This is a genomic window from Aquitalea pelogenes, assembly GCF_001515305.1.
Lineage (GTDB): Bacteria > Pseudomonadota > Gammaproteobacteria > Burkholderiales > Chromobacteriaceae > Aquitalea > Aquitalea pelogenes.
On record NZ_LNQV01000056.1, the window covers coordinates 1 to 25,545 of the forward strand.

Sequence of the window (25,545 nt, forward strand, 5' to 3'; positions counted from 1 at the left end):
CATTCGCCATGTGAAAGTAGGACACTGCCAGACTCCCCCTTCGAAGCCCAGCTCAACCGAGCTGGGCTTTGTGCTTTGGGGCGGCGGTAACGGCCATGCCTCGTGGCTGTGTGGCAGCTTTGAGTTTCGTATTGTGTCCCTGATCGCGTAGTGTGCATAAATTGCAACATGGATTGTTCCGGCCCTCCTTCCTCCCCGGCCATGCGAATTACTGGGTCAGTATGGCTCCAGCGCGTGGAATGCTGCTGCAGAGCCATTTTGAGTGCTGGCGAAATGGCAGATCACGGTTGATTACCTGGCTGGCCCAGACAGTTAGCACTGTAAAACCTGGTGCAACAGTGTGTACCACTGGCGGCGATTCCCTGCCATGCCGCGTCGGCGGTATAATCGCACTCTTTTTTCAAAGCATTTGATAAGTCATGGCCTCGGCGATCGAAATTAAAGCGGTGAGTAAGCGCTATGGTGCTTTGCAGGCCCTGGATGATGTCAGTATCACGGTTGAACCTGGCGAGTTTTTTGCCTTGCTTGGTCCTAACGGGGCGGGCAAAACAACGCTGATTTCTGCCATGGCAGGATTGTCGCGTCCGGATAGTGGCAGCATCCGGATCATGGGACATGATGTGATCCGTGATTTTCGTGCTGCACGCATGAGTCTTGGCGTGGTTCCGCAGGAGTTGGTGTTTGACCCCTTTCTCTCGGTGAGAGAGACCTTGCGTTTTCAATCGGGCTACTTTGGCCTGACACGTAACGATGACTGGATTGACGAGCTGCTCAGCAAGCTGGGGCTGGCCGATAAGGCCAATGTCAATTTGCGGGCTCTGTCCGGCGGGATGAAGCGACGTGTCATGGTTGCGCAGGCCTTGGTACATCGTCCTCCGGTGATGGTGCTGGACGAGCCTACTGCCGGTGTCGACGTCGAGCTGCGCCAGAGCCTGTGGTCATTTGTCAAAGAGCTGAACGAAGCCGGCCATACCATTGTGTTGACCACACATTACCTTGAAGAGGCGGAAGCCTTGTGCAATCGCATTGCCATGCTCAAGCGTGGCAAGCTGGTGGCATTGGAGAGCAAGGACAAGCTGCTGCAGCATGGCAAGGAGCGCGAGGTTGCTCTCAAGCTGGGTGGCCCTTTGCCTGGCAGCCTGTTACCGCGCAAGGTGCGTGAGGAGGATGGCCGGATTGTACTGAAGCTGGCTGATATTGCGCAGCTGGAGCATGTGCTGGCTGCCTTACGGGAAGCCGGTGTGGCTGTGCGCGAGCTGAATGTGATCGAGGTGGATCTGGAGTCGGTTTTTGTCAACATGATGCACGGAGGACAGGTCTGATGCAGGGATTTTTGACCTTGTTCCGCAAGGAGCTGGTGCGGTTCTGGAAGGTTGCATTCCAGACCGTGGCCGCTCCGGTGCTGACCGCCTTGATGTACCAGCTGATTTTTTCCCATGTTTTGTCACGTCACGTTGAGGCCTACCCTGGCGTCAGCTACACCGCCTTCCTGATTCCTGGCCTTGCCATGATGTCGATGGCGCAAAATGCCTTTGCCAACAGTTCGTCCAGCCTGATCCAGTCCAAGATCACCGGGAATATTGTTTTCCTGCTGTTGCCGCCGCTGACTGCCTTGGAGTTCTTTGGCGCTTACCTGCTGGCCTCCATTGTGCGTGGCGTGGTGGTCGGGGCTGGCGTGCTGCTGGTGACGGCCTGGTTCGGCCTGCCCTTGCCCAGCCATCCGCTGTGGGTGCTGTCGTTTGCCATTCTGGGCTGCGGGGTGCTGGGCACCTTGGGCGTAATTGCCGGTATCTGGGCAGAAAAATTCGACCAACTGGCGGCATTTCAGAACTTTTTGATCATGCCGCTGACTTTCTTGTCTGGCGTGTTCTATTCCATCAACAGTTTGCCGCCATTCTGGTATGTCGTATCGCATGTCAATCCGGTGTTCTTCATGATCGACGGGTTTCGCTACGGCTTCTTTGGCCAGGCCGACGTCAGTCCGTGGCTGTCGTTGAGCGTGGTGGGTGGCAGTTTTATTTTGCTTTCCGGGCTGGCTTTGTGGCTGATCAAGTCAGGCTACAAGCTGCGCCATTAGGATCCTCTTTCAGGATGTACACATGATTTCTGCCGAACAGGTCAAACAATATATTGCTGCTGGTCTTCAATGCTCCCACCTGGAGGTGGAGGGCGATGGTCATCACTTTTACGCCACCGTGGTGTCGCCGGCTTTCGCCGGCAAGCGTCTGATTGACCGCCACCGTCTGGTCAAGGAGGTGATTGCCACCCGTCTGGCCAGCAACGAAATCCACGCCCTTTCCATCGTCAAGGCTGCTACGCCGGACGAATGGGAAAAACTCCAAGGCTGATTCCTACATGGATAAATTGAAAATTCGCGGCAATGGTCCGCTGAATGGTGAGATCCGCGTATCCGGTGCCAAGAACGCGGCATTGCCGATTCTGTGCACCAGCTTGCTGACCGCCGACACCATGCGCTTTACCAACGTGCCCATGCTGCGCGACATTTCCACCACCCAGAAATTGCTGCAAGGCATGGGTGTGCGGGTGATGACCGACAATGTGCATGAAATGGAAATCACGGCCGACCATCTGGACAGCCTGGTGGCACCATATGATCTGGTCAAGACCATGCGAGCCTCCATTCTGGTGCTCGGCCCGACCCTGGCGCGCTTTGGCGAGGCCACTGTTTCGCTGCCCGGTGGCTGTGCCATTGGCAGCCGCCCGGTGGATCAGCACATCAAGGGCCTGGTCGCCATGGGTGCCGAGGTGGTGATCGAGCACGGTTATGTGAAGGCCAAGGCCAAGCGCCTGCGCGGTGCCCACATCGTGATGGATGTGGTGACCGTCGGTGGTACGGAAAACCTGTTGATGGCCGCTGCGCTGGCTGATGGCACGACCATTCTGGAAAACGCTGCGCGTGAGCCGGAAGTAACCGACCTGGCCAATTGCCTGGTGGCCATGGGTGCACGCATCAGCGGTATCGGCACCAACCGTCTGGTGATCGAAGGTGTGGAAAAGCTGCATGGCTGTGAATACGCCATCATGCCGGACCGTATCGAGGCGGGGACTTTCCTGGTGGCGGCAGCCATGACGCAAGGTCATCTGGTATTGCGCAATGCTGCACCGCGCAGCATGGAAGCCGTGCTGGACAAGCTGGTGGAAGCCGGGGCTGTGGTGGAAGCGGGGGATGACTGGATCTCGCTGGACATGAAGCGTCGTCCCAAAGCCATCAATTTCCGTACCCTGCCTTACCCGGCGTTCCCGACTGACATGCAGGCCCAGCTGATGACGCTGAACTGTATTGCCGAGGGTGCCGGCATGGTGACGGAGACCATCTTCGAAAACCGTTTCATGCATGTTCCCGAGTTGAACCGCATGGGTGCGCGTATCGAGGTGGAAGGCAATACCGCTGTAGTGCATGGCGTGGAGAAGCTGTCTGGTGCTACGGTGATGGCAACCGACCTGCGTGCGTCTGCCAGTCTGGTTCTTGCCGGTCTGGTGGCCCAGGGCGAGACCATTGTCGACCGCATCTACCATCTGGACCGCGGTTATGAGTACATCGAGAAAAAACTGGGTGCTGTCGGTGCCCAGATCGAGCGCATCAGTTAAGCGCTGCGCTTTCCGTCCGGGGCATTGAAAGACAACACCCGGTCACTTTGCTAGCTGGCAAGTGACCGGGTGTTTTTTTGTGGTGAGTGCTGCTGCTGACCGGGCATGGTTCACAAAATGGAATTGACGACTCAGTGCAAAAGCGGTGCCGGTGTGTCCGAATGCTCGGCGTTGTACTCTGCAATGGCTTGTTCCAGGATTTCTGCTGTCAGGTACTGTCCATTGGAAACTGCGTGGCGCAGGTAGCGGGTGAGGTATTCCAGCGCTTGCTGGGAGAGTTGGCTTTGTTCCATGATGTACTCCGCAAGAATGATCGGTAAAAATGATGATCAGCAAAGTCTAATATTTGTGGTGACAGGCTTGTTGTCATGGATCAAACATAAGAGAGACAAAGAAAAAGCAGCCAGATGGCTGCTTTTTCTTTTACAGACGGCAGAGCCTTATTGTGCCGCAGAAGCTGCGGCATGGGCCGCTGCAGAGGCTTCCGGGTGGCTGCCGTCAACAGCTGGCGGTGCGGCTTCGCCGGCAGGGGCGGACGCTGTTGATGGTGCATTGACCAGCTCATCAATATTGACGTCGTCAGACTGGGTGGGATTGGGCAGCCCCAGTTGCCTGGCCCGCAGTTGCAGGAAGCCATCACGCAGATAGGTGTAGGGGTCGATGGCAGCCGTGGCCAGGCTGTCGTCGAAGTCCAGGTAACGGGCACGGGTGTTGACGCCGTACATGCCATAGAAGGCAATGGCTTCATTGCTGTTGTGATAGACCAGATGTTCCGGTCCGTTGATGCCCAGCGATACACCCAGACCAAGACCATCACGTACCGTGCTGGGGCCAAAGAATGGCAGCACCAGATAATTGCTGTTCTTCCAGCCCCAGTGCGCAAAGGTGTCGCCCAGCGAAGTCTTGTTGTTTTTCAGGCCGGCCGGAGTGGCAATATCAATCAGGCCAAACAAGCCGAAGGTGCTGTTGAGGGCAACCCGCATGATGTCATTGACGGCCTTTTCCGGCTCGGCTTGCAGCAGGTTGTTGGCGGCACTGTACACATCCTTGAAGTTGTCAAAGAAGTTGCTCACTGCCGTGCGGAAAGGGCCCGGGGTAATGGCACGGTAGCCTTGTGCAGCCGGTTTGATCACCCAGCGATCGGCCTTGTCATTAAAGGCGTACATGGAGCGGTTGAACGACTCGTACGGGTCTTGCGGTGTGCTGGGGTGGGGGCTGGCGCAGCCGGCCAGTAACAGGCTGGCTACCAGCAGGCCGCTGCGCAGTGCATGGCGCGTGCAGGTCATGGTTCAGTCTCCTTGTGGCCCGGTCAGCAGGCCACGCAGTGCGTACAGGTCGACAAGTTCGGAAAGGCGGGCAGGCCAGTTGAGCAACTGCAATGGCTGCTCCGCTTGCTGGGCCGCACGCCTGCAGGCCAGCAGCAAGGCCAGCGCAGAGGAGTCGGCCTCGCTGATGCCGGACAGGTCCAGCTGCAGCGGGCCACGCGCCACCCTGGCGGTCAGCGTGCTCAAAAGCTGGCCGCTGCTGCGCATGTCCAGCTTGCCTGTCAGGCGGCCGTTACCTGCCGTGGTTTCCTCAAACATGGCTATGTTTCCTGCTTATTTGCTGGCCGGGATGGCGGCGTTCTTGTCCTGCAGCATCTTGATCAGCCCATCAACACCGTTTTTGTTGATTTCCTGATTGAACTGGTTGCGGTACACGGTGACCAGGCTGGCACCTTCCACGCTGACATTGAATACCTTCCAGCCTTGCGGGGTCTTGTACAGGGTGTAGTCAACGGCAACCGGGCCCTTGTCGTTGCCAGGCAGGCTGACGGACGATTTCACGGTCGCTTCGCGGCCGCTGTTACCCATGGTGGCATTGGGCTGGATGTCGATCTGTGCGTTCTTGAAACGGGTCATGGTGCTGGAGTAGGTGCGGACCAGCAGGTTCTGGAATTGCTGAGCCAGTGCGCTTTGTTGCGCAGGACTGGCCTGACGCCAGCCCAGACCGACTGCCAGAGCGGTCATGCGCTGGAAGTCGAACTGCGGAACGGCCAGCGCTTCCACTTGCTGGCGAACCTGCTTGGTGTTCTTGCCGTTTTCCTGTTTCAGGACATCCATGATCTGGCGCGAGGTTTCACGAACCTGTTCAACCGGATTATCGGTGGCGGCCAGGGAGTGGGCGCTCAGGCCCAGCATGACAAGGAAGGTAGCGATCAGTTTTTTCATGGTATCGGTCATTCTTGATGAGTTGTGCACAAGGTCTGTGTTTATTGCGCTGCGGAAGCGCTGTTCTTGTTGTTGCCGCCGGTGAAGCTGGTCATGAACTTGCCGATCAGCTGTTCCAGCACCAGGGCGGAAGAAGTCAGGGTGATATGTTCACCCGGTTTCAGTTCATCCGGGTCGCCGCCTTGCAGCAAACCGATGTACTGCTCACCCAGCAGGCCGGCGGTCAGGATTTCGGCACTGGCATCACGGCTGAAGGTGTACTGTTTTTCCAGATTCAGGGTGACACGGGCGCGGTAGGTCTTGGTATCCAGCTGGATGGCTGCCACGCGGCCCACCACAACCCCGGCTTCCTTGATGGGGGCTTTCACTTTCAGGCCGCCGATATTGTCGAAATCCGCGTACAGGGTGTAGGTCTGATCGGCGCTTTGCGGCGTGAGATTGGCCACTTTCAGCGACAGGAACACCACGGCGGCAATGCCGATTGCCACAAACAGGCCGACCCACAAATCAATAGTAGAGCGTTTCATTCCCTATTTCCTAGAACATGAAGGCGGTGAGGACGAAGTCCACCGCCAGGATAACCAGTGCGGAGGTCACTACCGTGCGGGTAGTGGCTGCGGAGACGCCAGCCGCCGTGGGCGTGGCATCGTAACCTTCGAAAACGGCAATCAGGGTGACGACAATGCCAAAACACAGGCTCTTGATCAGGCCGTTGATCACGTCATAGTGCAGGTCGACATTGTTCTGCATTTGCGACCAGAAGGTGCCTGAATCCAGGCCTATCATCACCACGCCAATCAGATAGCCACCGAAAATGCCCATCACATTGAACATGGCGGCCAGGATGGGCATGGAAATGACACCGGCCCAGAAGCGGGGGGCCACCACGCGGGCGATGGGGTTCACCGCCATTACGCTCATGGCATCCAGTTGCTCGGTGGCTTTCATCAGGCCGATTTCCGCCGTCATGGCACTGCCGGCGCGGCTGGAGAACAGCAAGGCAGCCAGTACCGGGCCCAGTTCGCGCAATAGCGACAGGGCCACCAGTGCACCCAGTGCATCCGCAGAACCGAAGCGCGACAGCGTGTTGTATCCCTGCAGGCCCAGCACCATGCCGACGAACAGGCCTGACACCACCACGATGATGACGGACATCACGCCGGCGAAATAGATTTCGCGGATGGTGAGGTTGAAGCGCAGCAGGCTTTGGCCCGAATAACGCAAGATGGCCAGCAGGAAGCGGGTGATGAAACCCAGCCGCCAGATGGCATTGATGGTGCTGTGACCCAGTCGACGCAGCGGTGACAGCAGCAGTTCAGTCATGCTGGCTTCCTTTCAGGCCCAGATCCTGCTGCAGGGAGGTACTGGCAGGGTAGGCAAAATGGACTGGGCCGTCGGCTTCGCCCCACATGAACTGGTGTACCCAGGGCGAGGGCGAGCTGCGGATGTCTTCCGGTGTGCCATCGGCCACGATTTCACCATTGGAAACAAAGTAGACGTAATCGACGATATCCAGCGATTTGTGCACATCGTGGGTCACCATGATGGAAGTGGTGCCCAGGGCGTCGTTCAGTTTCTTGATCAGATGGGCAATCACGCCCAGCGAGATCGGGTCCAGTCCGGTAAACGGTTCGTCATACAGCATCAGTTGCGGGTCCAGCGCAATGGCACGCGCCAGTGCCACGCGACGGGCCATGCCGCCGGACAACTCGGCAGGCATCAAAGCCTGGGTGCCACGCAGGCCCACGGCGGCCAGCTTCATGATCACCAGATCATGAATCATGCTTTCTGGCAGGCGGGTGTGTTCGCGGATGGGGAAGGCGACGTTGTCCCCGACCGAGAGGTCGGTGAACAGCGCGCCAAACTGGAACAGCATGCCCATGCGGCGGCGGTGCTCGAACAGTTCGGCATGGTTCATGGCGGCGACATCACGGCCATCTACCAGTACCTGGCCGGCGCTGGGGGGGATCTGGCCGGCAATCAGCCGCAGCATGGTGGTCTTGCCACTGCCGCTGCCACCCATGATGGCAACCAGCTTGCCACGCGGGATGGTCAGGCTGATGTTTTTCAGGATGGGGCGTTCACCATAGGCAAAGCTGACATTCCTGAATTCGATGAAATGGTCTGAAGACACGGATTTTCCGGATGAAAAACGTGATTGGCGTCACGGTTTTACAGGGTTCAAGACAACAGGATTTTATCGACTTGTCTGCTGCTCGCCAAATGAACATGGTTTCAACATGTAACGATGCTGCCTGTTGGCCCAGGGCAGGAAGTGAAGCAAGACTGGGATTGCTTGTGCCCGGTCGTGGCGCACTGCAGGGGCAGATACGCCGTGTTCACCCTTGAACATGGCAGGAACAAAAGACAAAGACCCGGCCAGGCCGGGTCAGTTCCTGCACCATGTTGCCGTCAGCAAGACGGCAATGGTGTGTTATACGCCGCGCAGCAGGTCGTTGATGCTGGTTTTGCTGCGGGTTTGCGCATCCACTTTCTTGACGATGACGGCGCAGTACAGGCTGTGGCTGCCATCCTTGGACGGCAGGTTGCCTGATACCACTACCGAACCCGGCGGAATGCGGCCGTAGCTCACTTCGCCGGTTTCGCGGTCGTAGATCTTGGTGGACTGGCCGATGTAAACACCCATGGAGATGACCGAGCCTTCGCCCACGATCACGCCTTCCACCACTTCCGAGCGTGCGCCGATGAAGCAGTTGTCTTCAATGATGGTGGGGCCGGCCTGCAGCGGTTCCAGCACACCGCCAATGCCGACGCCGCCGGACAGGTGCACGTTCTTGCCGATCTGGGCGCAGGAGCCGACGGTGGCCCAGGTGTCCACCATGGTGCCTTCATCCACATAGGCGCCGATGTTGACGTAGGACGGCATCAGCACGGTGTTCTTGGCAATGAAGCTGCCCTTGCGTGCCACGGCGCCCGGCACCACGCGGAAACCGGCTTCCTTGAAGTGGGCTTCGCTCCAGTCGTGGAACTTGGTGTCCACCTTGTCGAAGTAGCGGCTCACGCCATCGTCCTGCACCACGTTGTCGCGGATGCGGAAGGACAGCAGCACGGCTTTTTTCACCCACTGGTTGACCACCCAGTCGCCGTCCACTTTTTCGGCCACGCGCAGGCGGCCGTTGTCCAGCTCGGTGATGACCTGGCCAATGGCGGCCTTCAGTTCGGCGGAAACAGTTGCCGGGGTGATGTCGGCACGTTTTTCGAAGGCTTCTTCGATCAGGGCTTGAATCGGATGCATGTGATGGAGTCCTTGGGCAATGTGAATGGAAACAGTCATAGCTGGTGGATGTCGTTTATATGGTTGTTGTCTTGACGAAACGCACGATGCGTTCGGCGGCAGCCTGACATTCTGCCAGTGTCGCGACCAGAGCGATACGGATATAGCCGCTGCCCGGGTTCACGCCATGGGCGGTACGTGCCAGGAAGGAGCCAGGCAGCACGGTAATGTGTTCCTGCTCGAACAGGGCACGGGCAAAGGCGGTGTCATCGCCACCGGGTACCCTGGCCCACAGGTAGAAGCTGGCATCCGGCAGGCTGACCTCCAGCACCTCGGCCAGCATGGGGGTGACGGCCTGGAACTTGGCAATATACGCGGCGCGGTTTTCCTCCACATGCGCTTCGTCGTTCCAGGCTGCCACGCTGGCCGCCTGGATGGTGGGGCTCATCGCGCCGCCCTGATAGGTACGGTACAGCATGAAGCTGGCCAGCAGGGCGGCGTCGCGGCAACAAAGCCGGAGCGCATGCCCGGTGCATTGGAGCGCTTGGACAGGCTGGTGAACATCACCAGTCGTTCAAAGCCACGGCCCAGCTTGCGGGCGGCTTCCAGTCCGCCCAGCGGCGGCTGTCCGAAGTGGATTTCCGAATAGCACTCGTCGCTGGCAATGACAAAGCCGTAGCGGTCGGACAGCGCGAACAGGTTTTTCCAGTCATCCAGCGACATTACCGCGCCGGTGGGATTGCCCGGGCTGCACACGAAAACCAGCTGGGTACGCGCCCATACGCTTTCCGGTACGCTGGCCCAGTCGGGCTGAAAACCCGTGCTGGCGGTGCAGTTGACATAGAAGGGTTCCGCGCCTGCCAGTAGTGCCGCGCCTTCGTAAATCTGGTAAAACGGATTGGGTGAAATCACCACCGGTTTTTCAGCCTGCTGGTTGTTGACCACCGTCTGCACAAAAGCGAACAGGGCTTCGCGGCTGCCATTGACCGGCAGCACTTCCTTCTCTGCATCCAGTTGCAGGCCGTAGCGGCGTTGCATCCAGTCGGCACACGACTGGCGCAGCTCCACACTGCCCAGCGTGGCCGGATAAACCGACAGGCCGCCCAGCGATGCGACCAGCGCTTGCTTGATGACCTCTGGTGTCGGGTGCTTGGGCTCGCCGATGGACAGGTTGATGTGCGGCTTGTCAGCCGGGACCGCACCAGCCATCAGCTGACGCAAACGCTGGAAGGGATAGGGTTGCAGGCTTTCCAGGTGGGGATTCACGCTTGGTTCTCTCTGTTGCAGTGGGGGCTGGCCGGGGTGTCGGCCGCCGCTGATCCGGTTTGGCGGACTGCATGGCAGTGCCGCAGAATCGCCCATCTTAAGAAATCGTGATGCCTCTTGTAAAACAAAAGCTTCTTGCCATTGTTGCCGTTGTCACTACCGCGCTGGTCTGGGGCCTGATGTGGTACCCGTTTCGCGTGCTGAGCCAGCAGGGCATCAGCACGGCGCATACCTCGCTGCTGGTTTACCTGCTGGCTGCCTTGCTCGGTGGTGTGCTGTTCTTTGACGTCTACCGCAAGCAGCTGCGCTGGCATCCGGTATTGCCACTGCTGGCGCTGTTGTTTGGCTGGTGTAATTTCAGCTACACCTGGGCGGTGTCCGAGGGCATGGTGATGCGGGTGCTGCTGCTGTTTTACCTGTCGCCCTTGTGGTCTGCCTTTTTTTCGCGCCTGCTGCTGCATGAACGCCTGACACGCAGCGGCTGGCTGGTGGTGGCGCTGTCACTGGCCGGTTGCATGATCATCCTGTATCGTCCCGGCCTGCTGGATGGTGCAGCATTGCTCAGCCAGCGTTATGAGTGGCTGGCGCTGTCCGGCGGCATCACCTTTGCCCTGGGAAATGTGCTGAGCAAGCGGGCACGCGACCTGCCGGTGCCGGTCAAGTCCGCCACCATCTGGGTGGGAGTGGCGCTGATGGGCTTGCTGGCGCTGGGTGCCCGGCAGCAACTGGGCAGCTTGCTGGATGTATCGTGGACGGCCGCGCTGATTCTGGCCCTGTTAGGCGCAACCTTGCTGGCCACCAGCATCATCTCCCAGCATGGCGTCAGCCTGCTGCCAGCCAACCAGACCATGACCCTGATGCTGCTGGAACTGGTATTTGCTGCCATCTCGGCCTATCTGTTGGCCGGTGAGGCCATGCGGCTGCAGGAATGGCTGGGTGCGGCGCTGATCGGCGGGGCCAGTCTGTTGTCCGGCCAAATGACGCAGCCTGTGGCTGCCAAGGAGCAAACATGAATATCCGGCCCATGCAGGCAGGGGACTTTAGCGCTTTCTGGCCTGTTTTCCAGGCCATCATCCAGGCGCAGGAAAGCTATGCCTACGACCCGCAACTGACTGAGGATCAGGCACGTGCCTTGTGGTGTGAGCTGCCACAGGAAACCTGGCTGGCCGAAGAGGACGGCGTGGTGCTGGGCAGCTATTTCATCAAGCCCAATGCCGCCGGGCCGGGTGGCCATGTGTGCAATTGCGGCTATATGGTGGCCCCGGCGGCGCGCGGCAAGGGCGTGGCTTCCGTGCTGTGTGCGCATTCGCAGCAGCGCGGTCGCGCGCTGGGGTTTCTCGCCATGCAGTTCAATGCAGTGGTGGCCAGCAATGCCGTGGCGGTAGCCTTGTGGAAGAAACTGGGGTTTGCCGAGGTAGGCCGGGTGCCGGGCGCTTACCGGCACCATAGCCTGGGGCTGGTGGACTGCCTGATCATGCACAAATGGCTGCAAGCACCCGAAGCGGACAAGCCGTTGACGGCATCCGCCCCGCTGATTGCCCGCAAGAACATTGAAGCGGTGGTGTCACGCAAGCGCAAAAAGAACTGATGGATCAGTAATGTGGCGGTATTTCGTCGCGCAGCGAGCCGCCGCTGTTGCCACTATCGGGCTGGGCGGCCTTGAATTGCTGATACACCAGGCGTAGTTGCTGTTGCAGCAAGTCGATTTGCTGTTGCTGGCGGGCAATGGTGTTGTTGAGGCTGTCGAGCAGGTCGTCCTGGAAGGCGATTTTCACTTCCAGTTCAGTCAGGCGGTCTTCGGTATTCATGCGTGCATTTTACCTTGGCCGGCACATGGCCGGTTATCGGATGATGTCGTTGTTATGGAATAAGAATTCCAGTTTTTATTGTTTTCCGGAATTAAAAGCTACGGTTACAGTGCTTCCATTACCCAATGCCGCAGTACAGCGGCACAACAGGAGAATGGACATGGATGCCTTGCTGGTTGGCGGCGACAGCCTGGGACAGATTCCCGAAGTGCTGGCACTGTACGATATCCGGATTGCGCGCCACATTACCGGCCGCAACACACTGCATCAGCGCAAATTGCCGCTGCCCAAGAATACCCAGATGCTGATTCTGCTGACTGACTATCTGGGGCACAACGCCATGCGGCATTACCGCGACACTGCCGCCGCCCGTGGCATTCCGGTACTGGCCTGCCGTCGTTCGGCCACCGCGGTGGCCGAGCGCTTGCAGCATGATGGCTGGCAGCCGGCCTGAGTAACTTCAGTTACGTGCCGGCTGTACACTGAAGCTTTCAATCTCCTCCAGCTGCATGATGGCGCGTGACAGGTCCACCACATTGATCATGTGGTGTTTGTTGATGGCGGAAACCATGAAGCCCCAGTCGCTGATCCGGGCGTCAACCTTCAGTGCAATGCTGTCTTCGTGTACCACGACGCCCAGTGTGAGCAGGTCGCGGCATAATTTATCCACCGTCCATTGATGCTCGCGCAGCACGGTCAGGTTCACATACAGGCTGAAGCGGCGCGGCAGGCGGTTTTCCATCCAGTTGAGCAGCCGCATGCAGATGACGCACAGCACGGTCACCGCAATGGCGGACAGATAAAACCCCACGCCCACCAGAATGCCGATGACCGAGGACATCCATACCGAGGCCGCCGAGGTCAGGCCACTGATGGACATGCCTTCCTTCATGATCATCCCGGCACCCAGAAAACCCACGCCGGTCAGCACACCCTGCGCAACCCGTGTCATGTCGCCGTGCATGATGTCGGCGTGAATGCCGCCGTACCAGAAACCGGAATAACCCACCATGCTGATGACCCCGGCAGAGGCCATGGAAACCAGCCCGTAGGTGCGCATGCCGGCGGCACGCCCGTTGGACCAGCGCTCATAGCCCACCAGACAGCCCAGCAACAGGCCACCGAGCAGGTTGCAGGTAATCAGTAAGTTCACTTCCCATTTTTGTGCCGACCAGTATTGGTCCAGCAGATCGACAAAGCTGGCGCTCATGACAGGCTTTCTTGTTGATTTTTCATCTCACCGTCATTGCAGGCTAGGCCTCTGCGGGCCATGCAGCAAGACAATTCGCGTCGGGATGTTGCCGGTCATCAATCCGGCGTGGCGGCTGGGCGCAAGGCCTTGATGATGTACAGGTCGAAGCGGGTGGATTTGCCATCCAGCACGGCAGAAGGTTTTACCCCGGCGATCGCGGCACCCAGTCGCGGGCGCTTCACCACCACCCGCACCCGTGCTGCGCTGATGGCGGCTTCCAGCAGGCGGGCGCTGTCCATGTCATCGCCAATCACATGCTGGAAGGCCTGCATGTCTTTTTTGGCGGCAGCGCTTTTCTTGTCGGTGTCGGGGAACATCGGGTCGACAAACACCACGTCCGGTTGCTGGTCGGCAGGCAACTGTGCCAGCCAGTCAGCCGAGTTGGCATGCACCAGCCGCATGCGACTGGCGATATCGCTGGTGTCGGCGGCGCGTGCGGCCCTCTCCAGAGCATCAAACAACAAGGCGGCGGCTACCGGAGAGCGCTCCACCATGGTGACCTGGCAACCCAGGCTGGCCAGCACAAAACTGTCGCGTCCCAGGCCTGCGGTGGCATCAACAATGCTGGGCAGGTCTTTGGCACCTTTCAGTCCTACTGCCTTGGCTACCGGCTGACCACGTCCGCCGCCTTGCTCGCGCCGGTGGCGGGCCGCACCTTCGACAAACTCGGCATACACCGCACCGTGTTTTCCGGTGGTGACCAGCTCCAGCCGTTCCGGCCCCAGCTCCAGCCAGTACCCTTCAGACGGGCGGTGGTGGATGAGGGGCAGGGCAAAGCGCCGCGCCAGTTCGGCGGCATGCTCGCGGCGGGCGCTCTCGCTACAGAACAGCGGGGTGGGTTGAATAGGGCTAGTTGGCATCATGCCGGCACGATACGGGATGTGCGGCAGTGCGGCAAGCTGCCTGTCCCAGTCGCCATTGCCGCATGACATCAGGCAAGGCATAAGGGGCGGATGCTGAAACTTGCCCTGTTTGTTGCCGGCATCGTGTGCTGTGCCTTTTTGCCCACCCTGCCTTCCCTGTGGAGTCTGGGTGGATTGTGGCTGCTGATGTATTTGCTGGAACGCGTGGCAGCACCACGGCTGGCCGGTGTTGCTGCGCTGCTGGCTGCCTTGTTGCTGGGGCTGTTCTATGCCGATGCCCGCGCACAATTGCGTATGGCGCAGGCCCTGCCGGCTGTCTGGTGGCAAAAACCGGTGTCCTTGATTGGTGTGGTGCGAGGCTTGCCTGTGCAGGGGCAATACGGTGTGCGCATGCAGTTCCAGGTGGAGCAGGTGCTGACGCCGCAGGCGAGCCTGCCGGAGCGGGTGCAGCTGTCGGTCTTTGTACGCAAGGGCGAGCTGGCCCCGACTGGCGTATGGCGGGCGGGCGATCGCTGGCAGCTGACCGCCCGTTTCCGGCCACGCCAGTCCACCGCCAATCCCTTTGGTTTCGATGCCGAGCAATGGCTGTGGTCCGAGGGCGTGCTGGCCAGTGGCACGATGTTGCCCGGTGCGGTGCGCCTGGGGGAGGACCATGGACTGCTGGCGCGGGTGGACCGTTTGCGCGAGCAACAGGTGCTGCGTATCGAGTCCGTGCTGGGCACTTCGCGTGCTGCCAGTCTGGTGGCCGGGCTGACGGTTGGGGCGCAGCAAAGCATTGCCCGTGCCGAATGGCAAAGCCTGGCGCGCACCGGCCTGACCCACGTGGTGTCGATTTCCGGCCTGCACATCACCATGGTGGCCGGCATGGTGGCAGGTTTGGTCGCCCTGGTTTTGCGCCGCTGGCCATTGCCCGGCCTTGCGCCACGGTTGTGCATTGTCTTGTCCGGTGTCATGGCCGCCGCTGCCTATGCGGTGCTGGCTGGTTTTTCCGTCCCTACCCAGCGCACCTTGTACATGTTGTGCTGCATGGCCCTGATGTTGTTGGCACGGCGGGTCTGGTCGGGCTTGCACATCTGGTGGCTGGCGCTGGCTCTGGTGTTGTTGATTGATCCATTTGCCGTGCTGGCTCCGGGTTTGTGGTTGTCATTCGGACTGGTGGCGGCCTTGATGCTGGTTTCTGTCGGTCGCAGACGTCCCGCAGGCAAGTACTGGCAGGCACTGTCTGGCCAGTGGGCGGCGACGGTAGCCTCCTTGCTGCCCTTGCTGACGCTGTTTGGCAGTTTTCCATTGGTGTCTCCGCTGGCTAACGCCGTGGGAATACCGCTGGTTTCCGTGCTGCTGACACCGCTGAGTCTGCTGGCCGTGGCATTGCCGTGGGCGCAGCCCTTGCAATGGGCGGGCTGGTTGGCGGAATGGTTTTATCGTGGTGTCGACTGGCTGGCGGCCTGGCCACCATGGCAGGTAGCGGCTGCGCCGTGGCCGCTGTTGTTGCCGGGTGCCATCGGCAGTTTGTGGTTGCTGGCACCGCGTGGCATGCCCGGTCGTCTGCTGGGTGCCAGCCTGCTGCTGCCTGTTTTGTTCTATCAGCCGCCAGCAGCAGAGCCCGGTACGCTGCGCGTCAAGGTTCTTGATGTCGGACAGGGTTTGTCGGTACTGCTGCAAACACGCAGCCACGCCTTGCTGTTTGATACCGGGGCGGGTGAGGGCGAGCGCTGGGTGCTGCCGCAACTGCGCGGTCTGGGCGTGCGTCAGCTGGATGTGTTGATGCTGTCGCATAACGACAAGGACCACGATGCCGCGGCAGCAGACATCGTGGCGGCCATGCCGGTGCGACAGGTACTGGCCGGACAGCTGGCCACGCTGACGCAATACGGCTTGCATGGCAGCTTGTGTCGGCGCGGGCAAAGCTGGGCGTGGGATGGTATCCGCTTTGACGTGCTGTGGCCGGTGGCTGATACCGTGCTGAGTGATGACAACAGCCACAGTTGTGTCTTGCGGGTGGCAAGCCGGACGCAGGCCATCCTGATCAGTGGCGATGCGCCGCGGGCAGTGGAGGAAAGGCTGGTGGCGGATTACGGAGCGCAATTGCGCAGCGACATTCTGGTGGTGGGGCACCATGGCAGTCGCACATCTTCAGCCGCATCATGGCTGGAGGTAGTGAATCCGGACTGGCTGGTGTTGAGTGTGGGCTTTCTTAATCGCTACCGCCATCCGCAGCCACAGGTGCTGGCAGCGCTGCAGGCGCAGGGGCGGGTATTGCGTACCGATCAGGACGGTTTGTTAAGCATGACGCTGGGCGATGCCATCTTGCCGCAGTGCTATCGCCAGCTGGCAGGGCGCTACTGGCGCAGTCGTGGTCAGTGCGCTGCTGCTCCGGGCCGCTAACAAAAAACTGCTGCTGCGTTGCGCCTCCTTCTTGCCGTATCCTTGTGCTGTCGGCGTCGGTGCGCCTTGCGCTATTTTGTTAGCCGCTCTCAGGATGGTTTGCGGTTTACCCGGGCAATCACGCGGTTGCCGTTACCCTGGTATTCAACGGCATCGAACGACAATTTCCGGGCAATCAGGATGCCGCGCCCGTGGCTGGACAGCAGTGAGGTTGCCGGGGTGTCCTGATAGTCCTGCCAGGCAAAGCCATCACCCATGTCCTGGATGGTGAAGCTGAAGAAATCCTCATCGCGATTAAAGCTGATGCTGACCTCGCGTTGACCGAGTATCGGGTCCTGCTGGCGGCGCTCCAGCTCGGCTTCCCAGTCGCCTTCTGCCTGCAATTCGGTTTTTTGCTGATAACTGATGGCGAGGTTGCCATGTTCGATGGCGTTCACCATCAGCTCGAACAGGCCGGTGGCCACTTTTTCCGGCTGGGTGCAGGTACGGGCCAGCAGGGCGGTGACCGTCTGGGCTTCTTTCAGCGTGCGCAGGCGGAATTCTGCCTGCTGCAGATGGGCCAGTGCATCCAGATGCTGCTTGGCCAGTTCGCGAAATGCCTGGTGGCGGTCCCAGTGGCTTTGCGCCGCTTTCACCACCGCCAGCAGCATGTCGCGCGAGAAAGGCTTGGTCAGATAATAAAATGCACCGGCTTCCATGCCTTGCTGCACGCTGGCCGGTGAGCCGATGGCCGTTTGCAGGATGACGGGCAGGAAGTTGAGTTCGGGCGTGCTTTTTATCCGCTTGAGTACATCAAAGCCATTCATGCCCGGCATCATCTTGTCCAGCAACACCATGGACAGGCTGCTGCCTTGCTGTTGCAGGATTTCCCAGGCCTGTTCGCCACTTTCCGCACACACGGTTTCGTAACCGTCGGCTTCCAGCAGCTCGGTCATCAGTTCCAGATTGAAGGGCTCGTCATCAACGAGCAAAAGTCGATGGGACATGGTCTTCCCCGGTAGGGCCGCTGGTGTTGTGGAATCTCGGCAGCAGGGCAGTGAAAGCGGCACCGCGCGGCACCAGGTTCTCGGCAAAAATCACCCCGTGATGGGCCTGGATGATCTCGCGGCAGATGGCAAGGCCCAGGCCGGTGCCACCGGCCCCGGTCTTGGTGGCGCTGCTCTGGATGAATTTGTCGAAAATGGTTTCGATTTCATCGCACGGAATACCCGGGCCGTAGTTTTCCACGCACAGCATCACCTGCTCGCGTTGCTGCTCGTCCTTTTGCAGGCGTGCCGTCACGCGGATAACTTCGCCATCCGGGCTGAACTTGATGGCATTGGACAGCAAGTTGCGCACGACCTGGCCAAGCCGGAAGGGGTCGATATCGGCGGTCAGTTTCTCCGGCGTGCAGTACAGGTAAATCTTGATGTTGCGGCTGCCTGCCAGCGGAGTCATTTCATCGCAGGCCTCACGCAGGCAGTGCGACAGGTCGTAATGGGCAATGTGGTAATCCATTTTGCCCACTTCCATCTTGGCCAGGTCCAGCAGGTCGTTCAGCAGCTGCAGCAAGCGGTTGCCACTGCTGTGGATGCGCTGGAAATACTGGGCCAGCTTGTCATCCTGCAGCTGGCGCGAACGCGCTTCACCGATTTCGGTAAAGCCCAGGATGGCATGCATCGGGGTGCGCAACTCATGCGACATATTGGCCAGGAATTCGGTTTTGGCGCGGCTGTTTTCTTCGGCCAGCGTCTTGGCCTGGCGCAGCGCATCTTCCATTTCGCGCTGGGCGGAAAAGTCCTGGTACAGCCAGATGGTGCCGAGCTTGGGCACGGACGGATTCACCGCCCGACCAAACATGCGGCACCAGATCAGCTTGCCACTGCCGGTGCGCAGCTTCACTTCGGACTGCACCACCTTGCCGTCGTTGAGCAGGTTGTACAGTGCGCGGCCGGTGCGCTCCCATTGCTCCTGGCTTTCGAAGTAGGGCAGGGTGGTCTGGCCGATGACTTCGTCTTCCTTGCGCTCGAACAGGTCGAGGAAGGCGCCGTTCACCCGGCGCAGGTGCCGGTCCACAATATAGGCCATGGCCATGGGGCTGGCTTCCAGCAGCGCAGCCAACTGACGGCTTTGCACTTCAACCTGCTCGGCCAGGCTGTTTTTCAGGCGGATCAGCGCGGCTTCCTGTTCCTTGCGCAGGCTGATGTCACGGCAGACGGCGACATAGAAGGAGTCGTCAGGTACTTCCACCCGGCTGAGCGACAGTTCCACCGGCATCTGCCGGTTGTCACTGCATAGCAGGTGCGCCTCGAATGGCCGCCCTTCACGCGCAGCGGCAATGGATTCGAAATCGACATTCAGACTGTAAAGCTCGGTCAGCAAGGAACCCACCGGCAAATGCTCGATGGATTCGGCACTCTGGCCGATCAGCTTGGCAGCCGCCGGGTTGACATGGGTAATCAGGCCCTTGCGGTTGATCAGGATGATGGCGTCGGAACTGGCCTGCAGAATGGCGCGCTGGCGGGCTTCGCTTTCGGCCAGCGCCTGTTCCGAGTGGGTGCGGTCGTTGATCTGCTCGCGCAGGGTGCGATTGTTCAGTTCCAGTTGCTGGTGTTGTCGGCGCAGCAGGGTGCGCAAGGCGCGGTTATGGCTGATCTGGCGTTGTTGCAGGATCAGCAGCAGGCACAGGATGAAGGCCGAGCTGGCCAGGATGGCATAGCCTTGCTGGCTGAGGGCCGGGGCGTCTTCCTCCAGCGGATAGGCACCAAACAGCAAATCGTAGCCGCCAATCTGGCGCCGCGTGGTCAGCAAGGGGTTGCCCGATGGCAGGGGCTGCATGGGCAGCGAATCCAGGCTGGGGTGGTCGGGTGCTTCCTGGTTCCATACCACCAGCCGCACATGCTGCAGCGGATTGGGCTGGTCCGGATTGCTCTGGCTGCTTTGCAGCAGCAGGTCGCTACGCAGGTTGACCAGCAGCATGTGGCCGTCATCACCCAGGTTGGCCATGATGTCCAGCCGCGGGATGGCACCCGGCGTCAGGGTGTTGAACATCAGCATGGGCTGGTTACGGTTGCGGGCCTGATCCATCTTGCGCCTGGCATTGTCCAGGCTGCCCAGGTCCATGCCTTGGGGCAGGGCATTGCCATCATCCGGCAAATAGCTTTCCACCGGGTAATACATCGGCTGCTGCGGGCTGGGTGTCAGGTGCCGGTCCTTGAGCATGCGGATGCTGTTGGCAATGTTTGATTCAAACTCGGCGCGCTGTGCCGGGCCGATGCGCCGTACGATGCCAATACCGCCAAAGCGGCTTTCTTCCTTCAGTACGGTGGGGGCCAGTTCGCTCAGGTTGATGGCGCTGCCGGTGGTGTGGCGCTGGCGAATCAGGCTTTGCGCCAGCAGGTCGGTGCGGTCCAGCATTTCCTGCAGGCGGGTCGCCAGCAGCTCGGTACCCAGTTCGCCCCAGTGTTGCAGCTTTTCCTGCTCGCGGATGCGGTCGTTGTCCAGCAACAGCAGGTATTCTGCTGTCAGCAGGGCAATGGTAAGAACCGCACCCAGGAGAAAGGACGTCAGGCGACTCTGGCTTGGCATGTTGGCAGGCAGGCCTCAGGCAAGCGCCTGGTAAAGGGCGGTGAACTCAAGCGACAGCTTGTGTCTGGGGTCCAGGTAAACCATGGGCTTGGCGGCATCGTGCGATTCGCGGATCTTCACCGAGGCCGACAAGGGCGGGTCCAGCACCGGCAGGCCTTCTGCACGCAGTTCGGCCACTAGGCGTACCGGCAGGCTGGCGCGGGGCTGGAACTGGTTGACCACAATGCCCTCCACTTGCAGGGCCGGGTTGTGGTCGGCGCGGATTTCATCCACGTTGGCCAGCAGGTTGTACAGGGCCTGGCGGGAGAACGCATCGCAATCAAACGGAATCAGGCAGCGATCCGCGGCAATCAGGGCCGAGCGGGTGAAGAAATTGAGCGCAGGCGGGGTGTCGATCCAGATTTCGTCAAACTCGCTCGCGGCCTGGTCCAGCGCCTCTTTGAGCTTGAACATCTTGTAGCGGCTTTCCAGCTTGACCATCAGCTCACTCAGCTCCGGGTGGGAGCCCAGCAGTTGCAGTGCGTCAAACGGGGTGTCACTCACAAATTCATGCAGCTCCTTGCTATACATGCTGATGTTCAGCATCTGGCCAAAGAAGCCTGCCGCCGACTGTTCCTGCTGCCTGTTTGCCTGGCCGGTCAGGTAATGACTGGCATTGCCCTGGGCATCCAGATCGATCAGCAGTACCTTCTTGCCCTGCCGGGCGGCAACAGCGGCCAGGTTGGCGGTAATGGTGGATTTGCCCACGCCACCTTTCTGGTTGAACACGACCCGACGGATAGCCTGCATGAATTTTCCCCTGTGACAAAGTCTGCTGCGTGACGGACGACCTGCCATGTTGCGCGCGGGCAACATGGCGCAAAACTTGCTGTTTGAATATATCAGAAGCCGGGCTGGCCTTTGCAGACGTATTGCATCTGCTGGAAGCTGGCCGAGTTCTGGGTCACCGGCATCGGTTTTATCTGGTTGTCATTGTACGTGTAGCTGGCGATCTGGCGTCCGTTCTCGTCCAGCAACACCATGCTGGTCAGGCGGAAAGTGCGGGCAGAGCAGTCAATCAGCCAACTGTTGATGGAAGTCTTGTGCCTTGGTGTGGACAGGAAGTTTTCCTTTTTCACATTGAAAATGGTTTTCCGGTCGCGGAAGGTCACGGTATTGCCCTGCTGCTTGATCGACAGCTTGTCCAGTTCGTTCAGGATATTGCCATTGGGCGACACACCCAGGTTTTCCCAGTCGGCATTGGCCGGGGCCGGTACAGTTGCAGGAGTCGGGCGGGGTTTGATGGGACTGGTCTGGTTTGGTGTGGTGCTGCAGGCGCTCAGCAGGCTGCCCATCGCGGCCAGTACAAGCAGGCGATAAAACATGTTGAATCTCCGGTTGGATGCCGACAGTTTCGCATAGGCTGCGTCAGGGGGGAAATCATGCCGGCTCTTGGCCTGCCCTGGCGCGCTTGCGCTGGGTTCCAAGTCCGCGCATTGAGTCGGACATGCTGATTGGCCGTATTTTCATGTAAAAGTTTAAGTATTGTCATTATATAAAAAAGGAACTTTCTCTATTTACGGATGGTCTGTCAGTAACGAGAGCATCTTTCTCTTCGTTTCACATTGTCTCCATCCAAACTTGAAAGCCGCCCGTTTTGGGCGGCTTCTTTTTTTGTGCGGCAGCGCTTTGCCGTACAATGGCTCCCTTCCCATGACTTCAAACAGGCTATCGGCCTTGTCCTGACCGGAAGCTCCGGCCGGGCCTGGTGCTTACCCCGCATGCAGGACGCACTCACCTTACTTGGCAATATCTTCGGCTATCCGGCCTTTCGTGGTCAGCAGGCGCAAATCGTGCAGCACATTGTGGATGGCGGTCATGCGCTGGTGTTGATGCCCACCGGCGGCGGCAAGAGCCTGTGTTACCAGATTCCCGCGCTGATGCGTCCGGGTCTGGCCATCGTGGTATCGCCCTTGATCGCCCTGATGCAGGACCAGGTTGCCGCGCTTACCGAGCTTGGCGTGGCCGCTGCCTGCCTGAATTCGGCTACCGCGCCGGACGATGCCCGTGATATTGCAAGGCGTGCCCGCGATGGTTCCTTGCAGTTGTTATATGTTGCGCCGGAGCGCTTGCTGACGCCGCGCTTTCTCGATTTTCTCGCGCAGCTGGACATTTCCCTGTTTGCCATCGATGAAGCGCATTGTGTCAGCCAGTGGGGGCACGACTTCCGCCCGGAATACCAGCAACTGGGCATGCTGGCCGACCAATACCCGCAAGTGCCGCGTATTGCGCTCACCGCGACCGCCGACCCGCAAACCCGCGAAGACATCCTGCATTACCTCAAGCTGGGCGATGCACGGGTGTTCCTGTCCAGCTTTGACCGGCCCAACCTGTTTTATCAGGTGGTGGAAAAGCACAACGCCAAAAAGCAGCTGCTGGATTTCATCAATAATGAATATCCGGGCGCTTCCGGCATAGTGTACTGCCTGTCGCGCAAGCGGGTGGAGGAGACCGCCGAGTGGCTCAGCCAGAACGGCATTCCGGCCTTGCCCTACCACGCCGGCCTCAGCCACGAGGTACGTGAGCGGCATCAGCGCGAATTCCTGCGCGAAGAAGGCATTGTCATGGCGGCCACCGTGGCCTTCGGCATGGGCATCGACAAGCCGGATGTGCGCTTTGTCGCCCATATCGACCTGCCCAAGAGCCCGGAAAACTTCTATCAGGAGTCGGGGCGTGCCGGGCGCGACGGCCTGCCTGCCTCCAGCTGGCTGTGTTATGGGCTGAACGACATGGTGCAGCTCAACCAGATGATCCAGGGCTCGGAGATGGCCGAGCTGCAAAAACAGGTAGAGCTGTCCAAACTGGACGCCATGCTGGCCTTCTGCGAAACCGCCAGCTGCCGCCGCCAGCAAATCCTCAGCCACTTTGGCGAGGCCAGCCAGCCCTGCGGTCATTGCGACAATTGCCTGAACCCGCCCATCACTTTTGATGCCACCGTGCCGGTGCAGAAGCTGCTGTCCTGTATCTATAGAGTGGAGCAGCGCTTTGCTGCCAATCATGTGGTGGATGTGCTGCTGGGGCGCAGCAACCAGTCGGTCCTCAGTTTCGGGCATGACAAGCTGTCCACCTTCGGCATCGGGCGCGACTACAACCAGCGCGCGTGGCGTTCGCTCATCCGCCAGCTGGTGGCACGCAAGATTCTGCAAGTGGACATCGCCCGCGGCAGTCGCTGGTGTTGACCGATGCCTGCCGCCCACTGCTCAGGGGGCAGGAAAAGATCTATCTGCGTCCGCTGGCGGAAGACAGCAAGGCGCGCAGCGTCAATACCGACCGCTGGTTGCGCACCGAGCGGGAGGAACGACTGTGGCAGGCCCTGCGTCGCTGGCGACGTCAGACTGCGGATGAACACAACGTCCCGGCTTATGCGGTGTTTTCAGACCGTACCTTGCGCGACATTGTCGAGCGTCGGCCACAAAGCTTGCGCGAGCTGGGCAAGGTATACGGCCTGGGCGAACTGAAGCTGGCGCGCTATGGCGATGCATTGCAACAAATCCTCGATAGCCAGCAGGACTGATTCCGTTACAATCTAGGCACACAACATACAAGCAACAGGCACGTGTCAGCGTGCCGGCATGGAGAATTCATCATGGCAGTCAACCTGACTCCGGTTAGCGCCGATCAACTGGCCATCATTGATGGCATCGAACTGAGCGTGGCAGAAGCCGGCATCAAAAAAGCCAACCGCAAGGATGTGCTGGTGGTGCGCATCGACAAGGGCAATACCGTTGCCGGCGTGTTCACGCAAAACCGTTTCTGCGCCGCGCCGGTGCAAATCAGCAAGAATCATCTGGATGCCGGTGTGCAAATCCGCGCGCTGGTGGTGAATACCGGTAATGCCAATGCCGGTACCGGAGAAGACGGCCGTCAGCGTGCGCTGTCGGTCTGTCAGGCGCTGGCTGGCGAGCTGGACTGCGCAGTTGAACAAATCCTGCCGTTTTCCACTGGCGTCATCCTGGAGCCGCTGCCTGCCGACAAGATCATCCAGGCTTTGCCGACTCGCCGCCCGGCCAACTGGGCCGAAGCTGCCGAAGCCATCATGACCACCGATACCGCGCCCAAAGCCACCAGCCGCACGCTGGAAATCGACGGCCAGAAAGTCAGCATCACCGGCATCGCCAAGGGCGCCGGCATGATTCACCCGAACATGGCCACCATGCTGGGCTTTGTCGCCACCGATGCGCCGGTAACCCGTCCGGTACTGGAGCAACTGGTCAAGGAAGTGGCCGACCTCTCCTTTAACTGCATCTCGGTCGATGGAGATACCTCCACCAACGACAGCTTCATCCTGGTATCCACCGGCAAGAGCGCTGCGCCGCGTATCGATTCGGTCAACCACCCGGCTTATGCCATCCTCAAGGCCGCACTGGTCGATGTGGCCACCGAGCTGGCGCAGGCCATCATCCGCGACGGTGAGGGGGCTACCAAGTTCATCAGCGTCAAGGTAGAAGGCGGCCGCTCCGTTGCCGAGTGCAAGGACGTGGCTTACGCCATCGCCCGCTCGCCGCTGGTCAAGACTGCCTTTTTCGCTTCCGACCCGAATCTGGGACGTTTGCTGTGCGCCATCGGCTACGCCGGTGTCAGCGATCTGGACGTCGATCGCCTCTCCTTGTATCTGGATGATGTACTGGTGGCCTGCAATGGCGGCCGCAACCCGGAATACAAGGAAGAAGATGGTCAGCGCGTGATGAGCCAAAGCGAAATCACCGTTCGCGTGGTACTGGGGCGTGGTGCGGCCCAGGCCACTGTCTGGACCTGCGACTTCTCTTATGACTATGTGAAAATCAATGCCGACTACCGTAGCTGATACAGTTATCTAGTAGTCCCTGATACAAAAAGCCCGGCCCAGCCGGGCTTTTTGCTGCCTGTGCCGGTGCTGAGACCAGCTTTTTGCGTCAGTTTCCTGCATGGGTCAGCGCCGGAAGGGATGTGAGTCGAGCATTGGCTGTGCACCCGCAGCAAAACAGTCATGAAACCCGCATTTCATAAAGCATTACCGTTCAGTGACTTAGCGGTCTGTGCGACGGAATTTTGGCAAAACCTGCAGATTTCTTCGCACAAAGTGTTGACGAGGGTGGGTCAGGGCGGTATAGTTCGCCTCCTCAGCAGACAACGCAGCGACGGAAACGAAACGCAGCGACCTGCACCGCTCTTTAAAAAACAGAATAACCGATAGGTGTGAGTACTTGGCGAAAGCCAAATACTTGCACTGCAAGACAAGAAATACTTGTTATTTTCTTTGATCTTGCGTGCCAGAAATTTGCTATGAGATTGAACTGAAGAGTTTGATCCTGGCTCAGATTGAACGCTGGCG

At 59.6% G+C, this 25,545-nt stretch carries 24 protein-coding genes and 2 pseudogenes; 10 read left to right on the forward strand and 16 right to left on the reverse strand.

From position 1 onward, the window contains the following. The first annotated feature begins 419 nt into the window (after positions 1-419). The 4 genes from AWT75_RS17875 to murA are packed head-to-tail and all read left to right on the forward strand — an operon-like array spanning position 420 to position 3,609. Positions 420-1,322: an ABC transporter ATP-binding protein gene (locus tag AWT75_RS17875; protein WP_062790922.1), complete on the forward strand. Its 903-nt coding sequence runs from the start codon at positions 420-422 to the stop codon at positions 1,320-1,322. Beyond that, positions 1,322-2,077, forward strand: coding sequence for an ABC transporter permease (locus AWT75_RS17880; RefSeq protein ID WP_045848750.1), 756 nt, complete (start codon positions 1,322-1,324; stop codon positions 2,075-2,077). The genes AWT75_RS17875 and AWT75_RS17880 overlap by 1 nt, the downstream gene beginning before the upstream one ends. A 22-nt stretch (positions 2,078-2,099) precedes the next feature. Then, the gene (locus AWT75_RS17885) at positions 2,100-2,348 is read left to right on the forward strand and encodes a BolA family protein (RefSeq protein WP_062790924.1); all 249 of its coding nucleotides are present in this window, start codon (positions 2,100-2,102) and stop codon (positions 2,346-2,348) included. A 7-nt stretch (positions 2,349-2,355) separates the two neighbouring features. Next, positions 2,356-3,609 (forward strand): UDP-N-acetylglucosamine 1-carboxyvinyltransferase, encoded by a 1,254-nt coding sequence (murA, locus tag AWT75_RS17890; RefSeq protein WP_062790926.1) that lies wholly within the window; start codon positions 2,356-2,358, stop codon positions 3,607-3,609. A gap of 131 nt (positions 3,610-3,740) precedes the next feature. Here murA and AWT75_RS21745 read toward each other — a convergent pair whose 3' ends face one another. The 9 genes and pseudogenes from AWT75_RS21745 to dapC form a co-directional block, all read right to left on the reverse strand. Further along, positions 3,741-3,902 (reverse strand): hypothetical protein, encoded by a 162-nt coding sequence (locus AWT75_RS21745; RefSeq protein WP_156157082.1) that lies wholly within the window; start codon positions 3,900-3,902, stop codon positions 3,741-3,743. A gap of 147 nt (positions 3,903-4,049) precedes the next feature. After that, on the reverse strand, positions 4,050-4,895 hold the full coding sequence (locus AWT75_RS17895) for an MlaA family lipoprotein (protein WP_062790928.1): 846 nt from the start codon (positions 4,893-4,895) through the stop codon (positions 4,050-4,052). 3 nt (positions 4,896-4,898) lie between these two features. Then, a complete protein-coding gene (locus tag AWT75_RS17900) occupies positions 4,899-5,192 on the reverse strand; it encodes an STAS domain-containing protein (RefSeq protein ID WP_052694353.1) in 294 nt (97 codons plus the stop codon). A 15-nt stretch (positions 5,193-5,207) separates the two neighbouring features. Beyond that, positions 5,208-5,819: an MlaC/ttg2D family ABC transporter substrate-binding protein gene (locus AWT75_RS17905; protein ID WP_045848770.1), complete on the reverse strand. Its 612-nt coding sequence runs from the start codon at positions 5,817-5,819 to the stop codon at positions 5,208-5,210. Positions 5,820-5,860: 41 nt separating this feature from the next. Next, positions 5,861-6,346 (reverse strand): outer membrane lipid asymmetry maintenance protein MlaD, encoded by a 486-nt coding sequence (gene mlaD / locus AWT75_RS17910; protein WP_062790930.1) that lies wholly within the window; start codon positions 6,344-6,346, stop codon positions 5,861-5,863. A gap of 10 nt (positions 6,347-6,356) precedes the next feature. Next, entirely contained in the window at positions 6,357-7,142 is a 786-nt protein-coding gene (mlaE, locus tag AWT75_RS17915; RefSeq protein WP_045848754.1) for a lipid asymmetry maintenance ABC transporter permease subunit MlaE, read from the reverse strand. Next, positions 7,135-7,953, reverse strand: coding sequence for an ABC transporter ATP-binding protein (locus tag AWT75_RS17920; RefSeq protein WP_062790932.1), 819 nt, complete (start codon positions 7,951-7,953; stop codon positions 7,135-7,137). Before AWT75_RS17920 ends, mlaE begins: the two co-directional genes overlap by 8 nt. A 300-nt stretch (positions 7,954-8,253) precedes the next feature. Continuing rightward, on the reverse strand, positions 8,254-9,075 hold the full coding sequence (dapD, locus tag AWT75_RS17925) for a 2,3,4,5-tetrahydropyridine-2,6-dicarboxylate N-succinyltransferase (RefSeq protein ID WP_062790934.1): 822 nt from the start codon (positions 9,073-9,075) through the stop codon (positions 8,254-8,256). A gap of 55 nt (positions 9,076-9,130) precedes the next feature. Then, positions 9,131-10,320, reverse strand: a pseudogene (gene dapC, locus AWT75_RS17930) (succinyldiaminopimelate transaminase). A gap of 110 nt (positions 10,321-10,430) precedes the next feature. Here dapC and AWT75_RS17935 point away from each other — a divergent pair. After that, complete coding sequence (locus AWT75_RS17935; protein WP_045848758.1) at positions 10,431-11,333, forward strand: DMT family transporter; 903 nt, start codon at positions 10,431-10,433, stop codon at positions 11,331-11,333. After that, a complete protein-coding gene (locus tag AWT75_RS17940) occupies positions 11,330-11,908 on the forward strand; it encodes a GNAT family N-acetyltransferase (RefSeq protein ID WP_062790936.1) in 579 nt (192 codons plus the stop codon). The genes AWT75_RS17935 and AWT75_RS17940 overlap by 4 nt, the downstream gene beginning before the upstream one ends. Positions 11,909-11,912: 4 nt before the next feature. Here the strand turns inward: AWT75_RS17940 and AWT75_RS17945 are convergent, their stop codons facing one another. After that, a complete protein-coding gene (locus AWT75_RS17945) occupies positions 11,913-12,128 on the reverse strand; it encodes a SlyX family protein (RefSeq protein ID WP_045848760.1) in 216 nt (71 codons plus the stop codon). 160 nt (positions 12,129-12,288) lie between these two features. On the opposite strand from AWT75_RS17945, the gene AWT75_RS17950 reads away from it, so the two are divergent. Then, positions 12,289-12,582, forward strand: a complete 294-nt coding sequence (locus AWT75_RS17950) for a DUF2325 domain-containing protein (protein WP_045848761.1) — start codon at positions 12,289-12,291, stop codon at positions 12,580-12,582. Between the two features lie 6 nt (positions 12,583-12,588). Here AWT75_RS17950 and AWT75_RS17955 read toward each other — a convergent pair whose 3' ends face one another. Together AWT75_RS17955 and AWT75_RS17960 are read right to left on the reverse strand one after the other, a co-directional pair. Continuing rightward, positions 12,589-13,338, reverse strand: a complete 750-nt coding sequence (locus AWT75_RS17955; protein WP_062790938.1) for an MgtC/SapB family protein — start codon at positions 13,336-13,338, stop codon at positions 12,589-12,591. 98 nt (positions 13,339-13,436) lie between these two features. Further along, positions 13,437-14,225 carry a class I SAM-dependent methyltransferase gene (locus AWT75_RS17960; protein ID WP_153013375.1) on the reverse strand — a complete coding sequence of 263 codons (789 nt, stop codon included), beginning with the start codon at positions 14,223-14,225 and terminating at the stop codon, positions 13,437-13,439. 108 nt (positions 14,226-14,333) lie between these two features. On the opposite strand from AWT75_RS17960, the gene AWT75_RS17965 reads away from it, so the two are divergent. After that, a complete protein-coding gene (locus AWT75_RS17965; RefSeq protein ID WP_062790940.1) occupies positions 14,334-16,628 on the forward strand; it encodes a DNA internalization-related competence protein ComEC/Rec2 in 2,295 nt (764 codons plus the stop codon). An 89-nt stretch (positions 16,629-16,717) separates the two neighbouring features. Here the strand turns inward: AWT75_RS17965 and AWT75_RS17970 are convergent, their stop codons facing one another. The 4 genes from AWT75_RS17970 to AWT75_RS17985 all read right to left on the reverse strand — a co-directional run bounded on the left by AWT75_RS17970 (position 16,718) and on the right by AWT75_RS17985 (position 21,559). Continuing rightward, positions 16,718-17,614 carry an ATP-binding response regulator gene (locus tag AWT75_RS17970; protein WP_045848764.1) on the reverse strand — a complete coding sequence of 299 codons (897 nt, stop codon included), beginning with the start codon at positions 17,612-17,614 and terminating at the stop codon, positions 16,718-16,720. Next, complete coding sequence (locus AWT75_RS17975; protein ID WP_062790942.1) at positions 17,589-20,195, reverse strand: sensor histidine kinase; 2,607 nt, start codon at positions 20,193-20,195, stop codon at positions 17,589-17,591. Before AWT75_RS17975 ends, AWT75_RS17970 begins: the two co-directional genes overlap by 26 nt. 15 nt (positions 20,196-20,210) lie before the next feature. Further along, positions 20,211-20,984 carry a ParA family protein gene (locus tag AWT75_RS17980; protein WP_082086639.1) on the reverse strand — a complete coding sequence of 258 codons (774 nt, stop codon included), beginning with the start codon at positions 20,982-20,984 and terminating at the stop codon, positions 20,211-20,213. 92 nt (positions 20,985-21,076) lie between these two features. Beyond that, positions 21,077-21,559 carry a surface-adhesin E family protein gene (locus AWT75_RS17985; RefSeq protein ID WP_045848766.1) on the reverse strand — a complete coding sequence of 161 codons (483 nt, stop codon included), beginning with the start codon at positions 21,557-21,559 and terminating at the stop codon, positions 21,077-21,079. A gap of 396 nt (positions 21,560-21,955) precedes the next feature. Here AWT75_RS17985 and recQ point away from each other — a divergent pair. Both recQ and argJ read left to right on the forward strand, forming a co-directional pair. Beyond that, positions 21,956-23,748 (forward strand): annotated as a pseudogene (gene recQ / locus AWT75_RS17990) (DNA helicase RecQ). A 72-nt stretch (positions 23,749-23,820) separates the two neighbouring features. After that, positions 23,821-25,038 (forward strand): bifunctional glutamate N-acetyltransferase/amino-acid acetyltransferase ArgJ, encoded by a 1,218-nt coding sequence (gene argJ / locus AWT75_RS17995; RefSeq protein ID WP_062790944.1) that lies wholly within the window; start codon positions 23,821-23,823, stop codon positions 25,036-25,038. Positions 25,039-25,545 lie beyond the last annotated feature (507 nt).

What these genes read in the sequence shown, in the direction of transcription:
- AWT75_RS17945 (WP_045848760.1), bottom strand. Translation starts at nt 12,128, where the DNA reads ATGAATACCGAAGACCGCCTGACTGAACTGGAAGTGAAAATCGCCTTC.
- AWT75_RS17905 (WP_045848770.1), bottom strand. Translation starts at nt 5,819, where the DNA reads ATGAAAAAACTGATCGCTACCTTCCTTGTCATGCTGGGCCTGAGCGCC.
- AWT75_RS17875 (WP_062790922.1), top strand. Translation starts at nt 420, where the DNA reads ATGGCCTCGGCGATCGAAATTAAAGCGGTGAGTAAGCGCTATGGTGCT.
- AWT75_RS17940 (WP_062790936.1), top strand. Translation starts at nt 11,330, where the DNA reads ATGAATATCCGGCCCATGCAGGCAGGGGACTTTAGCGCTTTCTGGCCT.
- AWT75_RS21745 (WP_156157082.1), bottom strand. Translation starts at nt 3,902, where the DNA reads ATGGAACAAAGCCAACTCTCCCAGCAAGCGCTGGAATACCTCACCCGC.
- AWT75_RS17895 (WP_062790928.1), bottom strand. Translation starts at nt 4,895, where the DNA reads ATGACCTGCACGCGCCATGCACTGCGCAGCGGCCTGCTGGTAGCCAGC.
- AWT75_RS17950 (WP_045848761.1), top strand. Translation starts at nt 12,289, where the DNA reads ATGGATGCCTTGCTGGTTGGCGGCGACAGCCTGGGACAGATTCCCGAA.
- argJ (WP_062790944.1), top strand. Translation starts at nt 23,821, where the DNA reads ATGGCAGTCAACCTGACTCCGGTTAGCGCCGATCAACTGGCCATCATT.
- AWT75_RS17970 (WP_045848764.1), bottom strand. Translation starts at nt 17,614, where the DNA reads ATGTCCCATCGACTTTTGCTCGTTGATGACGAGCCCTTCAATCTGGAA.
- AWT75_RS17980 (WP_082086639.1), bottom strand. Translation starts at nt 20,984, where the DNA reads ATGCAGGCTATCCGTCGGGTCGTGTTCAACCAGAAAGGTGGCGTGGGC.
- AWT75_RS17935 (WP_045848758.1), top strand. Translation starts at nt 10,431, where the DNA reads ATGCCTCTTGTAAAACAAAAGCTTCTTGCCATTGTTGCCGTTGTCACT.
- AWT75_RS17955 (WP_062790938.1), bottom strand. Translation starts at nt 13,338, where the DNA reads ATGAGCGCCAGCTTTGTCGATCTGCTGGACCAATACTGGTCGGCACAA.
- AWT75_RS17975 (WP_062790942.1), bottom strand. Translation starts at nt 20,195, where the DNA reads ATGCCAAGCCAGAGTCGCCTGACGTCCTTTCTCCTGGGTGCGGTTCTT.
- murA (WP_062790926.1), top strand. Translation starts at nt 2,356, where the DNA reads ATGGATAAATTGAAAATTCGCGGCAATGGTCCGCTGAATGGTGAGATC.
- mlaD (WP_062790930.1), bottom strand. Translation starts at nt 6,346, where the DNA reads ATGAAACGCTCTACTATTGATTTGTGGGTCGGCCTGTTTGTGGCAATC.
- AWT75_RS17900 (WP_052694353.1), bottom strand. Translation starts at nt 5,192, where the DNA reads ATGTTTGAGGAAACCACGGCAGGTAACGGCCGCCTGACAGGCAAGCTG.
- AWT75_RS17985 (WP_045848766.1), bottom strand. Translation starts at nt 21,559, where the DNA reads ATGTTTTATCGCCTGCTTGTACTGGCCGCGATGGGCAGCCTGCTGAGC.
- AWT75_RS17885 (WP_062790924.1), top strand. Translation starts at nt 2,100, where the DNA reads ATGATTTCTGCCGAACAGGTCAAACAATATATTGCTGCTGGTCTTCAA.
- dapD (WP_062790934.1), bottom strand. Translation starts at nt 9,075, where the DNA reads ATGCATCCGATTCAAGCCCTGATCGAAGAAGCCTTCGAAAAACGTGCC.
- AWT75_RS17880 (WP_045848750.1), top strand. Translation starts at nt 1,322, where the DNA reads ATGCAGGGATTTTTGACCTTGTTCCGCAAGGAGCTGGTGCGGTTCTGG.
- mlaE (WP_045848754.1), bottom strand. Translation starts at nt 7,142, where the DNA reads ATGACTGAACTGCTGCTGTCACCGCTGCGTCGACTGGGTCACAGCACC.
- AWT75_RS17965 (WP_062790940.1), top strand. Translation starts at nt 14,334, where the DNA reads ATGCTGAAACTTGCCCTGTTTGTTGCCGGCATCGTGTGCTGTGCCTTT.